General features: G+C 60.5%; 13 protein-coding genes. 4 read left to right on the top strand and 9 right to left on the bottom strand.

The genetic code is table 11. The features are described 5' to 3' along the window. Nucleotides 1-18: 18 nt before the first annotated feature. The 3 genes from GR197_RS24315 to GR197_RS24305 are packed head-to-tail and all read right to left on the bottom strand — an operon-like array spanning nt 19 to nt 3,412. Entirely contained in the window at nt 19-1,389 is a 1,371-nt protein-coding gene (locus GR197_RS24315; RefSeq protein WP_164014169.1) for an MCE family protein, read from the bottom strand. Between the two features lie 9 nt (nt 1,390-1,398). Next, a complete protein-coding gene (locus GR197_RS24310; protein ID WP_164014167.1) occupies nt 1,399-2,241 on the bottom strand; it encodes an ABC transporter ATP-binding protein in 843 nt (280 codons plus the stop codon). Between the two features lies 1 nt (nt 2,242). Further along, a complete protein-coding gene (locus GR197_RS24305; protein WP_204330370.1) occupies nt 2,243-3,412 on the bottom strand; it encodes an ABC transporter permease in 1,170 nt (389 codons plus the stop codon). 98 nt (nt 3,413-3,510) lie between these two features. Here GR197_RS24305 and dgcA point away from each other — a divergent pair, with 98 nt between their 5' ends. After that, the gene (gene dgcA, locus GR197_RS24300) at nt 3,511-4,494 is read left to right on the top strand and encodes an N-acetyl-D-Glu racemase DgcA (protein WP_164014163.1); all 984 of its coding nucleotides are present in this window, start codon (nt 3,511-3,513) and stop codon (nt 4,492-4,494) included. On the opposite strand, the gene GR197_RS24295 is transcribed toward dgcA, so the two are convergent. Next, nucleotides 4,446-5,663 (bottom strand): MFS transporter, encoded by a 1,218-nt coding sequence (locus GR197_RS24295; RefSeq protein WP_164014161.1) that lies wholly within the window; start codon nt 5,661-5,663, stop codon nt 4,446-4,448. The two genes, dgcA and GR197_RS24295, sit on opposite strands and share 49 nt — an antisense overlap. A 198-nt stretch (nt 5,664-5,861) precedes the next feature. Continuing rightward, nucleotides 5,862-6,704, bottom strand: a complete 843-nt coding sequence (locus GR197_RS24290; RefSeq protein ID WP_164014159.1) for a UDP-2,3-diacylglucosamine diphosphatase — start codon at nt 6,702-6,704, stop codon at nt 5,862-5,864. Nucleotides 6,705-6,847: 143 nt separating this feature from the next. Here GR197_RS24290 and GR197_RS24285 point away from each other — a divergent pair, with 143 nt between their 5' ends. Then, entirely contained in the window at nt 6,848-7,597 is a 750-nt protein-coding gene (locus GR197_RS24285) for a histidine phosphatase family protein (RefSeq protein WP_164014158.1), read from the top strand. A gap of 103 nt (nt 7,598-7,700) precedes the next feature. Here the strand turns inward: GR197_RS24285 and GR197_RS24280 are convergent, their stop codons facing one another. Beyond that, on the bottom strand, nt 7,701-10,853 hold the full coding sequence (locus GR197_RS24280) for an efflux RND transporter permease subunit (RefSeq protein WP_164014156.1): 3,153 nt from the start codon (nt 10,851-10,853) through the stop codon (nt 7,701-7,703). A 5-nt stretch (nt 10,854-10,858) separates the two neighbouring features. Beyond that, on the bottom strand, nt 10,859-12,037 hold the full coding sequence (locus GR197_RS24275; protein WP_204330369.1) for an efflux RND transporter periplasmic adaptor subunit: 1,179 nt from the start codon (nt 12,035-12,037) through the stop codon (nt 10,859-10,861). A gap of 233 nt (nt 12,038-12,270) precedes the next feature. Here GR197_RS24275 and GR197_RS24270 point away from each other — a divergent pair, with 233 nt between their 5' ends. Then, entirely contained in the window at nt 12,271-12,831 is a 561-nt protein-coding gene (locus tag GR197_RS24270; protein WP_164014154.1) for a TetR/AcrR family transcriptional regulator, read from the top strand. Nucleotides 12,832-12,891: 60 nt separating this feature from the next. On the opposite strand, the gene GR197_RS24265 is transcribed toward GR197_RS24270, so the two are convergent. Then, nucleotides 12,892-13,470, bottom strand: a complete 579-nt coding sequence (locus GR197_RS24265; RefSeq protein ID WP_246724678.1) for a hypothetical protein — start codon at nt 13,468-13,470, stop codon at nt 12,892-12,894. A gap of 223 nt (nt 13,471-13,693) precedes the next feature. Between GR197_RS24265 and GR197_RS24260 the strand changes: the two genes are divergently transcribed. After that, nucleotides 13,694-14,464 carry a calcium-binding protein gene (locus GR197_RS24260; RefSeq protein WP_164014152.1) on the top strand — a complete coding sequence of 257 codons (771 nt, stop codon included), beginning with the start codon at nt 13,694-13,696 and terminating at the stop codon, nt 14,462-14,464. Between the two features lie 13 nt (nt 14,465-14,477). Here GR197_RS24260 and GR197_RS24255 read toward each other — a convergent pair. Continuing rightward, nucleotides 14,478-14,575, bottom strand: a 98-nt coding sequence (locus GR197_RS24255; RefSeq protein WP_156536171.1) for an integrase core domain-containing protein, incomplete at its 5' end; no start/stop codon positions are given.

Genomic DNA, 14,575 nt, shown 5'->3' with positions numbered 1-14,575 from the left:
CTACCCCTGACTTCCCAGTTAACGCCGCGTCCGGCCGTCATATTGCTTCACCGTGTCCCCGCCGAAGATCAGCCGTTGCGGATTGCGGTCGAAGTTGGTGATCGTATCGTTCAGATTGTTGACGGTTCCACGCATGTCGTTGACGAGCGTCTGCACGTCGCGCAAGCCGCCGCTTGAGAATTTCTGCAGATTGTCGGCGATCGGCCCGATGCGCGCATTCAGGTTGTCGGCGACCTTCTTGAAGGATTCCAGCGTATCGCGCGCCTCGGTAAACAGCGATTGCGTGTTGTCGGTTCCAAGCAAGGCATCGACTTTGATGAGAATGCCGTCGATGCGGGTCGAGGCCGAATTCAGCTTGTTGGCAAGCTGCGAGACGTCCTGGATCGTCTGGTCGATATCTTTCTGACGCCCCGAAACCGTGTTGGCGACGTCGCGGATGGACGCGACCGCGGCGCGCGCATCCTTGGTCGCCTGCGAGATATCGTCGACCGAGCCCTTCAGCTTGGCCGGGTCGATCTGCGCGACAAGCGTGTCGACGCGGTCGAGCGTCGCCTGTGCCTGTTTGCCGAAATCGTTGAAAGTGGTGGCAGTCTGGTCGAACTTCTGGATCGCCCCCTTCAGATCGCCGGAGGCATCGGCGACATTGGCGGTGATCTTGTCGGCGTTGGAAACGATGTTGTCGATCTTCTTCGCGTCAACCGCTTTGACCAGCGATTCCACAGCTTGAAGCGTCGAATCGACACGGCCGGAGACCGCCTTCACCGTATTGGAAAGCTCACCCACACTCTGCAGGAAGGCATCGATATTACCGGAATTCTTGGCAAGCGCATCCGAGAACGTCTCGGCATTCTTGAATGTCTGGGTCAGGGGCGCGCGCGAATCCTCGATGAAACCCTGGAGTTCGCCGACCGCGTCGTTGGCGCGATCGAGGATCTTGTCGGCGGTCGCCAGAAGATTGGTGACGCTCGACTGGTCGGCGACGATGACGGCGCGTTTGCCGTTGTCGAGCGCATGTTGGAGGATGCTTTCCTCGCCCTTGCGGCCGCCTGAAAGTTCGATATAGGCAGCCCCGGTCAGGCCCTGGATTTCAAGGGCGGCTTTGGTGGAAGGGTAGATCGGCGCATCGGTGCGCACCTGGGTGAAAGCCAGCGAATATTGCGGATCGTCGGCATCGATCGACAGTGTCTGCACCGAGCCGATCTGAATGCCGTTGAAGCGCACCGGCGAGCCGACGCTGAGGCCGTTGGCCGAACCCGGAATACGCACGATCAGCTCGGTCATCGGGCCACCGCGGCCATATTCGGCCATCCAGTAGACGAAGCCGAAGGCCGCCGCGATCACCAGCACCGTGAAAAAACCGACAATCGTGTAATTGGCTTTGGTTTCCATCTTATCCGGTCACTTCCCGCTGCTGCCGTGCCGCGCGCCATCATCCTGCGGCACGATCGAGCGCGCCCGCTTACCCTTGAAATAGGCTTGCACCCACGGATCGTCGTAGGCCAGCATGTCGTTGATCGTGCCTTCAACCATTACCTGTTTCTTTCCGAGCACGGCAATACGGTCGCAGACCGAAAACAGGCTGTCGAGGTCGTGCGTCACCATATAGACCGTCAGTCCCAGACTATCGCGCAGGTTGGCGATCAGTTCATCGAATTCGGCAGCACCGATCGGGTCGAGACCCGAGGTCGGTTCATCCAGGAAGACGAGTTCCGGATCGAGCGAGAGCGCACGGGCAAGCGCGGCGCGCTTGATCATGCCGCCCGACAGTTCGGACGGGTATTTGTCGGCGGCATCGGCTGCGAGCCCGACCATGCGGATCTTCAGATGCGCCAGTTCGTCCATCAGTGAGCGCGGCAGGTCGAGATATTCGCGCATCGGCACCTGGATGTTTTCCTTGACCGTCAGCGACGAAAACAGGGCGCCCTGCTGGAACAGCACGCCAAGCCGCATGTCGAGCGCGTTGCGCTGCGGTTCGTCGAGTTCGTCGAAATCCTGGCCGAGGATCTTGATCGTGCCGGAGCGGCGCGGCAAGAGCCGGAGCACCGTGCGCATCAGCACCGATTTGCCGGTGCCCGACGCGCCGACGAAGCCGAGGATTTCGCCGCGATAGATGTCGAGGTTGAGATTGTCGAGCACCACCTTGGAGCCGAAGGCGACGGTGACGTCGCGCGCCGAGAGCACGATGTCTCTCTCGTTCCTGTCTTCCGTATCGATTGGTTTCTCGTCCACGCGATTCGCCATGCTAGAAGTCGATCGCTGCATAGAACATCGCAAAAAGCCCGTCCATCAGGATGACGACGAAAATCGCCTTCACCACCGCGGCCGTCACGTGCTGGCCGAGCGATTCCGCGCTGCCGCCGACCTTCAGCCCTTCGACGGCGGCGACGATGCCGATGACCAGCGCCATGAACGGCGCCTTGATCATGCCTGAGAGCACCGTCGACAGCGTCACCGCCTCGTGCAGGCGCGACAGGAAGTTGGCGAAGGTGATGCCGGAATAACCCCAGGCGACGGCGGCCGCACCACCGAGCGAGGCGAAATTTGCCAGCACCGTCAAAAGCGGCAGCGCGATGGTCAGCGCCACCAGCCGCGGGAAGATCAGTACGCCGATCGGGTTGAGCCCCATCACCTTCAGCGCATCGATCTCCTCGCGCATCTTCATCGAGCCGATCTCGGCGGTGATCGCACTGCCTGAACGGCCGGCGATCATGATCGAGGTCAGCAGCACGCCGATTTCGCGCAATTGCAGGATGCCGACGAGATCGACGACGAAGACCTCCGCACCGAAGTAACGCAGCTGGAAAGCGCCCTGCTGGGCAATGATCGCCCCGATCAGAAACGACATAAGAAGGATGATCGGAACGGCGCGAACGCCCATATTGTCGATCTGGTTGACGATCGAGGCCGGCGAAACGCCGCTGCCGCGACCGAACTTCATCTGCGCGCCGCGCACCGCCGAGCCGAGAATATACATGGCGGCGGCGAAATTATCCCAGACGTCGTAGGCCATTTTGCCGACCGGCGCGAAGATGCGGCCAGCAAGCGAGACCTTCTCCTTCAGCTCCGGCTCCGATTTGGCCGGTTCCTCGGAAAACATCGCCAGCATTTCGTCGATATGCTGATTGGTGCCTTCGAAGCGGACCGACCGTCCGGCCGCCTCCTCTTCCTTCTTCAGCCGGCACAGCAGCCAGATCCCGGCGGTATCGATATCCGTAACGTCGGAAAGATCGACCGTCAGGTCGCCGGCCTTCTGGTGCAGCAGCTTCTCGAAGTCACGCAGCACGAAATGCACATAGGCGCTGCGCCAGCTGCCTCTGAGACGCACATGCTGCCCCGAGCCATCCGACTGGTCGTCCACGTCAAGTGAGGCAACGTTGCGATTCTCGGCGTTCAAGATACTTATGTCTTTCAAGGCTTACGGTGACATTGCCGACTCGGCGGGTCGTTCTTCGCCCGGCGCGTCAATATACAGAAGCAACGTGCGAATTCCATGCTCACAGGACAGCAATAATGCCGCGCACCCTCGATATCCAGATGAATTCATTTCCGATTGCCGGGACCTTCACCATCTCGCGTGGCGCAAAGACCGAGGCCGAGGTGATTACCTGCACGCTCGCCGAAAACGGTGCGCGGGGGCTTGGCGAGTGCGTGCCCTATCTCCGCTACGGTGAGACGATGGAGAGCGTTTTCGCCCAGATCGAGGCGGCGCGTCCGCTGATCGAGGCCGGAATTTCCCCCCGCGACCTCTTATCCGCCATGCCGCCGGGCGCTGCCCGCAACGCCGTCGATTGCGCCCTCTGGGACCTGGAAGCGAAACAAACGGGTGAACGCGTCGCGGCCCGTCTCGGCCTTACCAATCTGAAGCCGCTCACCACCGCTTACACCATCTCGCTCGGTGAGCCGGAGGTGATGGCCACCCAAGCGCGTGAACATGCAGGCCGCGCGCTGCTCAAGGTCAAGGTCGGAACCGGCGACGATGAGAGCCGTATCCGCGCCGTCCGCGCGGCCGCACCCGATGCCGCCATCATTCTTGACGCCAATGAGGGCTGGCCGGAAGCCGTGCTGGAGCGTCATCTCAACATCGCGGCGCAAGCGGGTGTGGCTCTCGTCGAGCAGCCGCTGCCGGCCGGCCGCGACGCTTTGCTTGCCGAAATCCGTCGTCCACTTCCCGTCTGCGCCGACGAAAGTGTCCACCACACCGGCGATCTCGCAAGTCTTGCCGACCGCTATGACGCCATCAACATCAAGCTCGACAAGACGGGAGGCCTGACCGAGGCCCTGGCGATGAAGGCCGAGGCCGAACGGCTCGGTTTCAGCGTCATGATCGGCTGCATGGTCGGCACCTCGCTCGCCATGGCGCCGGCCGTACTGCTCGCTCAGAATGCCGATTTCGTCGATCTCGACGGTCCGCTGCTGCTTGCCCGCGATCGCGAACCCGGCCTGCGCTACGCCGCTTCCCTGGTCTTTCCGCCCGAAAGCACGCTTTGGGGCTGAAGGTAGTAGGCTGAAATGACGAGGCCGAGGCCGGAGAACGCGACCAGCGCCATGACGTAATAACTGACGACGCCGAGCCAGGCATAGAGATAACCAGACGCGAGCGTCATCAGCGCCATCGCCATGCCGACATAGAAGAAGTAGGCCCCTTGCGCCGAGGATTCCTGCGTCTCCTGCACCGTCGCCATGATCCGCCGCTGCACCCCGGTATGCACGAAGGCATAGGTGAAGCCGTGGAAACATTGCAGCAGGAAAAAACCGGCAAAGCCGGTGTTCATCGGAAACAGGATCCAGCGGCAGACACTGACGGCGCAGCCGAAGCGGATCAGCGTCCAGGCGTCGAAGCGCCGGTTGAGACGCTTCGACAGGAAGAACACCGTCACTTCCGAAGCGACGCCGGCGCTCCAGAGCAGGCCGACCTCGGTGCCGGAAAAGCCGAGATGATGCCAGTAGATCGACGAAAACGCGTTGAGCACCGCGTGGCTCGACTGCTGGATGGCGACACCGATCAACAGCAGCAGCAAATGCGGCTCGCGCAGCCCGCTGCCAGTGGCGGCTGGAATGTTGATCGGCTGGCCGCGCCGTCGCGTCGGGCCGATGCGCGGGCAGAAGATCGCCATGACGACGGTCATGGCAAAGCCGAACACCATGATATCAAGCACCATCCCGCCGCCCCACCGGCTGATCAGCTGGCCACCGACCAGCGTCGAGACGATGAAGGCAATCGAACCCCAAACGCGCATCGATCCGTAATCGAGCCCCCAGCGGCGCACGCCCGAGATGACGATCGATTCGACGACGGGCACATAGGGCGCGAAGGTGGCGCCCTGCAGTGCATAGACGATCGTCACCGGCCAGAAACTCGTCGTCCAGAAGAGGGCGACCGCCGTCAGCAGCGACAGGCTACCCGACCAGAGCAGCACGTCGGCGCGCTCCTTCAGACGGTCGGCGATCATGGCGACGACAGGAGCCACCAACACGCGAACCACCATCGGTATGGCAAGGATAATGCCGATCTCGTGGTCGCTGAAGCTGTGGGTTGCGAGCCACACCGGAAAGAACGGCAGTACGATGCCGTTGACGAGCAGTGGCGCGCAATAGGAAAGCGCGCTGAGCAGCCGGAAGCGCGGAGGCGCTCCCTCACTCGGGGAATGTTGAGCGGGAATCATCGGTGGACCTGAAGGAAACTGATCGTTGTCCTAACACACCACCCTGGAGGCGACCATTGCGAGAAATAGCCCTACTGAAACGTTTTAGAAAATAAATAGTGCCTGTCGCCTGACGGTAACGGCTAAATTCCCAGAGCGCGCGGCGCGGGTGCGCCGCTCCAAAAATCAGACGGCCCTCAAAATCACGCGCCTCTCAAATTAGGCGGCCTGCGGGGCGAACTCGCCCTGGTCATGCATTTCGATGGCCGCAAGCGCCGGCACGCTGCTGGCAAGCGCCCGCCAGGTGATCAGTTCGAACGTGCCGTCGTCGTGCTCGGCGACTGCGGTGCAGCTTTCCACCCAATCGCCCGTATTGATGTAGCGGATGCCGTCCATGTCCTGAATGATGGCATGATGGATGTGCCCGCAAATCACGCCGTCGGCGCCGCTCTTGCGGGCTTCCTCTGTCACGACGCGCTCGAACTCGCCGATGAAGTTCACGGCATGCTTGACCTGCAGCTTCGCCCAGGCCGAGAACGACCAGTAGGGCATGCCGAGACGGCGGCGCACGGCCGCCAGGAGGATGTTGATGCGGATCGCCGTATCGTAGGCCCAGTCGCCGAGATAGGCGAGCAGACGCGCGTTGCGGACGACCACGTCGAACTCGTCGCCGTGCAGAATCAGGTATTTCTTGCCGTCGGCGCCATCATGCATCATGCGGTCGACGACCTCGATGCCGCCGAAATGCATTCCTGGGAAATCGCGCAGGAATTCGTCGTGATTGCCGGGGATATAGACGACCCGCGTGCCCTTGCGGGCCTTGCGCAGCAGCTTCTGAACGACATCGTTGCAGACCTGCGGCCAGTACCAGCTGCGCTTCAGACGCCAGCCGTCGACGATGTCGCCGACGAGCACGATCGTATCGGCCTCATGGTGGCGCAGGAAATCCAGGAGGAAATCCGCCTTCGCGGCCTTCGAGCCGAGATGGACATCGGAAATGAAGAGCGTGCGGAAATGTCTGGGTTCCATCATGTCTATCACGAGCTGTCGCTCATGCCCCATCTTTCATCTAGCCTTCCAAAACCAGACTCGTGTTTCAGGAAGATGACAGACTGGGGAAAAGCCCGGCGCGCCGGCAATATTGCCCTCTCCATCGAGCCCGTTCATGATGAAGGCGACTCATATCCGACAATGCGGGATGGCTGATGCGTCTCTTTCTCGTTCGCCACGGCGAATCTCTCGGCAACCTCAACGAACAGGCCTATCGCCAATTCGGCGATCACAATGTGCCGCTGACTGAGTGGGGTCACCGCCAGGCGGTGGAAGCCGGCAGCGCCATCGCCTCCTATTTGAAGGCACTGCCGAGCGCCGATTTCGGCAGGCTGCAGATCTGGTACTCGCCATTCCTCAGAACACGGCAGAGCAAGGATGCCTTGCTCACAGCTCTGCCGGAGAGCTTTGTCGGCGAGATCAGGGAGGATTACCTGCTGCGCGAGCAGGACTTCGGTCTGTTCACCGAAATCTATGACCATGCCGAACAGAAGCAGAAGTTTCCCGAGGAATTCGAAAAATGGGCGAGGCTACGCAGCAACAGCGGCAAGTTCTACGCGCGGCCGCCGGATGGCGAGAGCCGGGCGGATGTGGCCCAGCGTGTCCGCCTCTTCCTCCAGACGGTCATGCGCGACGCCGAAAATAGCAGCCACAACGTCGTCATCGTCGGTCACGGCGTCACCAACCGGGCGGTCGAAATGAATTTTCTGCACCGCCCCGTCGAGTGGTTCGAACGCTCAGACAATCCTGGAAATGCCGATATCACGCTGATCGAGGGGACACGCTCAGAAGGATACGAGTCGACCCTGCTGCACCAGGCCGCCGACCGGCAGCCGGGACAGGAAGGTGAGCTGCGCGATGCCTATGGCGCCGACGTGACTATCACGCCGAAGCCCGGCCGGTAGGTTTCGGCGGGTTACACAAGGCAACCCGCCAACTCTTCAGTTCAGATCATTCGTCACCCCGGGTGACTGGTCACCCCGGGGACTGGTCACCCCGGGTGACACCCTATGTCGGCGACGTCGCCGTTGCCGGCTCTTGCCCGGCGGGAGCCTCCTCGTTGACAGTCTCCGGCCGCTTCGTCCGCAACAGGCGCAGCACGAAGACGAAGAAGACGGGGACGAAGAAGATCGCCAGCACCGTCGCCGAGACCATGCCGCCGAGCACGCCGGTGCCGATCGCATTCTGGCTGGCGGCACTTGGGCCGGTGGCGATCGCCAGAGGGACCACACCCAATGTGAAGGCGAGCGAGGTCATGATGATCGGCCGGAAGCGCAGACGAGCGCCTTCGATCGCGGCATCCATCAGCGATTTCCCCTCGGCAAAGCCGTCCTTGGCGAATTCGACGATCAGGATGGCGTTCTTCGCCGACAGGCCGATGATCGCGATCAAGCCAACCTTGAAGTAGATGTCGTTGGACATGTCGCGGCTCATCACCGCGAGCACGCAGCCGATGACGCCAAGCGGCACGACCAGCATCACCGACAACGGGATCGACCAGCTCTCGTAGAGCCCCGACAGCAGCAGGAAGACGAAAAGGATGCTGAGGCCGAACAGGAAGGGCGCCTGCGATCCCGATTTGAGCTCCTCCAGCGACTGGCCGGTCCATTCGAAGCCGAAACCGTCGGGAAGCTCGGCGGCCAGCCGTTCCATTTCGGCAATCGCCGCGCCCGATGAATATCCCGGCGCCGGAGCGCCCGAAATGCGAACGGAGGGATAGCCGTTGTAACCGACGATCTGTGCCGGCCCCTTCTGCCACTCGGCGACCGCGAAGGACGAAAGCGGCACCATGCCGCCGCTCGCATTGCGGACGTTGAGCTTCATCAGGTCTTCCGCCTGAAGCCTGCTCTTGTCCTGTGCCTGCACGATGACGCGCTGCATGCGGCCGGAATTCGGGAAGTCGTTGACGTAGCTCGAACCGAGATTGGCGGTGATCGTGCTGTTGATGTCGGCGAAGGCGACCCCGAAGGTATTGGCCTTTTCGCGATCGATGACGAGAACCAGCTGGGCCGAGTCGGGCATGCCTTCCGGCCGGACACCGGCGATGATCGGATTCTGCGATGCCTTGCCGAGCAGCATTCCCGCCGCTTCGGTCAGGGCCGCCTGGCCCTTTGCCCCGCGATCCTGAAGGCGGAAGGTGAAGCCGTTGGTCGTGCCGAAGCCTTCGATCGGCGGCGGCGACAGTGCGAAGGATGTCGCATCCTTCAACGCAAACAGCTGCATATTGACGCGGTTGGAGATCTCCTGCACCGAATTGCCGGCGCCGCGCTCGGCCCAGTCCTTGAGGGTGACGAACACCAGGGCGGCATTCGGCCCCTGCCCTGAAAAGCTGAAACCCTGGATCGCCACGACGTTGGCAACCGCCGGCTCTTTCTTGAAGATCGCCTCGATGCTTTCGAGCGAGGCGACCGTGCGGTTGCGGCTCGCCTCAGGCGGCCCCTGCACGTCGACGATCAGGAAGCCCTGGTCCTCATCCGGCACGAAACTGCTCGGCAGGTTGACGAAGAGATAACCGAGACCGACGACGACCGCGACATAGACGGCCATGACCCGCCAGGCGCGCTTGGCCAGCCCCTCGACGGTGCGGGCGTAACGGCCGGTCAGCCGGTCGAACTTGCGGTTGAACCAGCCGGCAATGCCCTTCTTCTCGTGATGGCCGTTGATCGGCTTGAGGAAAGTGGCGCAGAGCGCCGGCGTCAGCGACAGCGCCAGGAAGGCCGAAAACAGGATGGAGACGACCATGGTCAGACTGAACTGGCGGTAGATGATGCCCGTCGAGCCCGGGAAGAACGCCATCGGCACGAAGACGCAGGAAAGCACCAGCGTGATGCCGAGGATTGCGCCGGTGATCTGCCGCATCGCCTTCTTGGTCGCCTCCTTCGGCGACAGCCCTTCCACCGCCATCAGCCGCTCGACGTTTTCGACCACGACGATGGCGTCATCGACCAGAATGCCGATGGCAAGCACCATCGCAAACATCGTCAGCACGTTGATCGAGAAGCCGGCGGCAAACATCACCGCAAGCGTGCCGAGCAGCGCGACGGGCACGACAAGCGTCGGAATGATGGTGTAGCGGAAGCTCTGCAGGAAGACGAGCATGACGACGAAGACGAGGGCGACGGCTTCTGCAAGTGTATGCGCCACCTTTTCGATTGATGCCGAGACGAACGGGCTGGTGTCGTAGGGAACCGAATATTCGACGCCACTAGGGAAGAAGCGCGAAAGCTCCTCCATCTTCGCCTTGACCAGATTGGACGTGTTGACGGCATTGCCGGTCGACGACAGCTGGATGGCGATGGCAGCGCTCGGTTGCCCGTTCAGCCGGGTGGAGAAGCTGTAGCTTTCGCTGCCCTCTTCGATCCGCGCGACGTCGCGCAGCCGGACATTCGACCCGTCCGCATTGGCGCGCAGAACGATGTCGCCGAACTCCTTGCTGTCGGTCAACTGACCCTTGACCAGCACCGTCGCCGTCAGGTCCTGCGAGATCGGATTGGGTGCAGCGCCGATCTGACCTGCCGCGACCTGGGCATTCTGCGCCGAGATCGCCGTGCTGATGTCGGATGCCGTGAGGTTCAGGCCGACCATCTTGTCGGGATCGATCCAGATGCGCATCGCCCGCTGCGAGGCAAACAGCTGCGCGCGGCCGACGCCGTCAAGACGGCGCAGCTCGCCGATGACGTTTCTGTTGAGATAGTCGCCGAGCGCCACCTCGTCGGTCTTCCCGTCCGTCGATGTCAGCGAGATGAACATCAGGAAGCCTGAGGACGCCTCCTCGACCGTGACGCCCTGATCCTTGACCGACTGCGGCAGCCGCGGTTCGACGCGCCGGATGGCATTCTGAACGTCGACGGATGCCTGGTCGATATCGGTGCCAGCCGCAAAGGTCGCAGTGATCGTCATTGCGCCCGAGGTGTCGGAGGTCGATTCGAAATAGGAAAGGTGCTCGACCCCGTTCAGCTCTTCCTCGATCTGCCGGGTGACGCCCTGATAGATGTCCTGTGGCGATGCGCCGGGATAACTGGTGGTGATGCTGAGCTGCGGCGGTGCGACCTTCGGATATTGCGCGACTGGCAGGAACGGCAGCGCGATCAGCCCGGCGATGGAGATGAAGATCGCAAAGACCCAGGCCAGGATTGGGCGATCGATAAAGAAACGTGCCATCGATCTTACTCCGGCTTCTTGGCGTCGCCGGACGCGACTTCGCCATCCCGCCATGCTTCCGGCGCGACCTTGGCGCCCGGCTGCAGTTTCTGCACGCCGTCGACGACCAGGCGTTCGCCCGCCGACAGGCCTCTTTCGACCACCCATTCATTGCCGGAGGATTGACCGAGCTCGACATCGCGCGGCTGCGCCACGTCTCCCTGCTCTATGACATAGACCTGCGCCTTGCCATCGGCCGCGCGGATGACGGCGCGTTGCGGAATGAGGATAGCCTTCTCGCGGACGGCCTGCTCGATGCGGACCCTGACGTAGAGACCCGGCAGCAGATCGCCCTTCGGATTGGGGAATTCGCCGCGCAGGGTGACCTGGCCCGTCGTCGCATCGACGCTGGCGCTGCGGAACAGCAGTTTTCCGGCCTGGGCGTAGACCGTGCCGTCATCGAAGACCAGCTTGATGTCGGCCTTGCCTGGTTCCGTCGAAGCGAGGCTGCCGTTCTCGACCGCCCGCTTCAGCGCCAGCAAGTCGCCGGAGGATTGCGTGAAATCGGCATAGACGGGGTCGATCTGCTGGATCATCGCCAGCGCATCGCCGGCATCAGCCGTCACCAGCGCGCCTTCCGTCACCAGCGCGCCGCCGATAATGCCTGAAATCGGCGCCCGGACTTCGGTATAGCCGAGATTGATCTGCGCTTCGTCGAGTGCTGCCTGCGCCAGCGCGACATCGGCGTCGGCCTGGGCAAGGGCAACGGCCGCCGCATCATATTCGACCCCGCTTGCGACATCGCGGTCGCGCAGCGACTTCTGCCGATCCAGCTGCTGGCGGGCATTCAGCTGCGTTGCCCTGGCGCGCTCAAGGCTGGCTTCTGCGCTGGCGGCGCGGACCCGAAACAGGGCCGGATCGATTCGATAGAGTACGTCGCCCTGATGAACGAGACTGCCCTGCTCGAAGACACGTTCCTGCAGGATACCGGAAACCCGGGCCCGCACTTCCGAAACACGCGTCGCGGCAATGCGGCCGGGCAATTCGCTGACAACGGGAACCGGACGGGCGTTCAGCGTCAGCACGCTGACGGCGGCCGGCGGCATGGCGCCGCCTTCCTGCGCGTAAGCCGGCACGTCAACGGCGAGGAACAGCGCCAGCGTTAGCGCGTAACGCAATGATTTCGTATGAAAAAACATGTTCATAAGCCTTCCTGATGGTCCCGCTGAGGTCCAAAAAAGCACAGCCCGCCGAAATGACGTTCGGCGGGCCTCCTGAGCCGACAGATAGTCGATCTTTTTTCGCTTTGCAAGATACCTACCGGTTGGTATGATAGCGACATCACCTTTCGAGACGACATAGCCCCGCGCTCCAGGGAGTGATATTGATCCCCTCCCGCCTCCCCGTCACGAATCTCATCTCGAACACAGGTCATGCATTGGTAGATAGCCCCCGCAACAGAAAGAAACAGCCGGATGTCGTGCGGCAGGCTCTCCTCGATTGCGCCACCAGGCTGGCGCTGGAGCATGGTCTGGCCGCCGTCAGCCTTCAGGCGGTCGCCAGTGCTGCCGGCGTCACCAAGGGAGGTCTGTTTCACCATTTCCCGAATAAACAGGCTCTGGTGGAGGCCGTCTTCGACGGCATGATGGAAAGTTTCGACCGCGAGATCGATGAAGAGCTGCAAAGGGATAGCGGCGGCCACGGCACATTCACCCGCGCCTATGTCCGCACCCTGTTTGCCGACCGCGCCCTCAACAGCAGCCCGTGGTCGGCGCAGACCATGACCGTGCTTGCCGACCCCTACTCCAAGAGCCTCTGGCACAAATGGATCAATGACCGCCTTATAAGGCACGCCGGAACCGACGCAGGAACGCGGCTCGAAATCGTTCGCCTGGCGGCGGACGGCGCCTGGCTTGCCCATATCCTCGGGCCTGACGGCCACACCGGTTCCGACGATGCGGTTCTGCTGCAGGAGTTGATTGATCTTACCGAGGCATGACCGGCAATAAAATGTCATGGCCGTGTCTGTGACAAGCGAAGAGCTAATTCGCGCCCTTACTCACTCGGCCCGGTATGCATCCTCTAGTCCGCGTTGCAGCACATAGGAGAATTCATCCCGCGTGACGCCCCAGCCGACGACATCCGCTATTTTGGAAAGTATGAGCTCCACCTTGGCATAAGCATAATTGCAGGCGGCGGTATTTGGCCGCTGCTGGTATTCTAGCTCTGAGAGACAATCGATCATATCGTAATCAGGCCCAGATCGCTTCAAGGAGCTTGAAACGTCTTCGGCCATCGAATCGATGTGTGGTTTTGCAGGGCGTTCAAATCGAAGAGGAGATTTGTCGCTTGTGACGTCCTCGACAATTGAACGAACCGCCGCGTTGTCTGAGATTTTGATCTTGGGAAGACGGGCTTGGCCTTGAGCGAGGATAATCAACATCGCGCCTGTGCGGCATGCGGGATGATCGGTATCGTTTAAGACCCTGATCGCCGTTGCACATCTAAAGAAAGCCTCTCGCTCCGGCGAAAGCTTTTTAAGCGCATCGCTCAGCGCCCTAATTTCGTCCTCCGCGACGACATTTGTTACGACAAAAAAGATTGAGAAAATGGCGACGAATGCCGATCGCTGCTTCATTTTTATGTGCCCGCCAATCTGTGCCGAAACTCAATCTCACTTCTACCGCAAAGTCAACCAAAAGAAAGCCATAGGAATAACATCAAACCCAAGATTGCATTTAGCAATCATAGGATGCGACACAAAATTTATTGCGCTTCTGATTGACTCCTGACTAATTATTAGCAACCTATGCGAAAATAATATTAAGCGAATTCTACTTCAGAGCGACAGAGGGGTAATCATGGAATTGAATGATGTACTGAACCGGCTTGTCATCACCAACTCTGACGACGTGCAAACCATCAGAGACACAGTAACTTTTTGGTATACACATTCCAACAGTGCCCGAGACATCTTTGATTTTATAGTATCTCAAAACAAGACTCTGGAATTCACCCCCGGCGAACGAACAAAGGCAGACCCAGGAGACTTTAAAGTATATTACAACACAGGTGAATTCGACGAAAAATACTATATCGCCAGCGATGGAACCTTCTCCGCTTACACCCTCCAAAAGGGACTTATGCACGAGATGATTCATGCAGTTCTAGGTACGGGCGACGGAGTTCTCCTTGCTAACGGGGAGTTCAAAGGAACCCCGGCAAATCTGACTACCCAACACTACGACTACGTTGGCGATACGGTCCCAATTGAGAACGCAATCTACGTGGACGTGTATGGTGAACAAACCAAAGATCGTGCATCCTACTATTCTACATTATATAAGTACGAGGTCGAACAGCAGCTTGATACCGATCTTCAGCACAGTTTGACGGACGGACATCATGTTGGCCTCGTTCTAGAAGATCAGCTTCCCTACAACCATCCAGGCGCTAACAAAATCGACACCAGTGATAGGACCGATGACGTTCTGCTCATGGGAATGACTGGCTCCGATCAGATCCGAGCCGGCTCTGGAAATGACTACCTTTATGGTGGCACTCTGGACGACACCCTTATTGGAGGGACGGGAACCGATAAGCTACACGGCAATGCTGGAGTTGCCCCATAAAAACCGGACAGGATCAGATTTCTGTTTGACGGTTTAAGAACTCGCGGGGAGATCGATATCCCAAAGCTTTGTGCGGGTGAAGCGTGTTGTAATGCTCGAACCACAATGGCA

This window comes from Rhizobium phaseoli (assembly GCF_010668805.1).
In the GTDB taxonomy this organism is placed as follows: domain Bacteria; phylum Pseudomonadota; class Alphaproteobacteria; order Rhizobiales; family Rhizobiaceae; genus Rhizobium; species Rhizobium phaseoli_A.
This window is presented reverse-complemented; position numbering and strand designations above follow the sequence as displayed.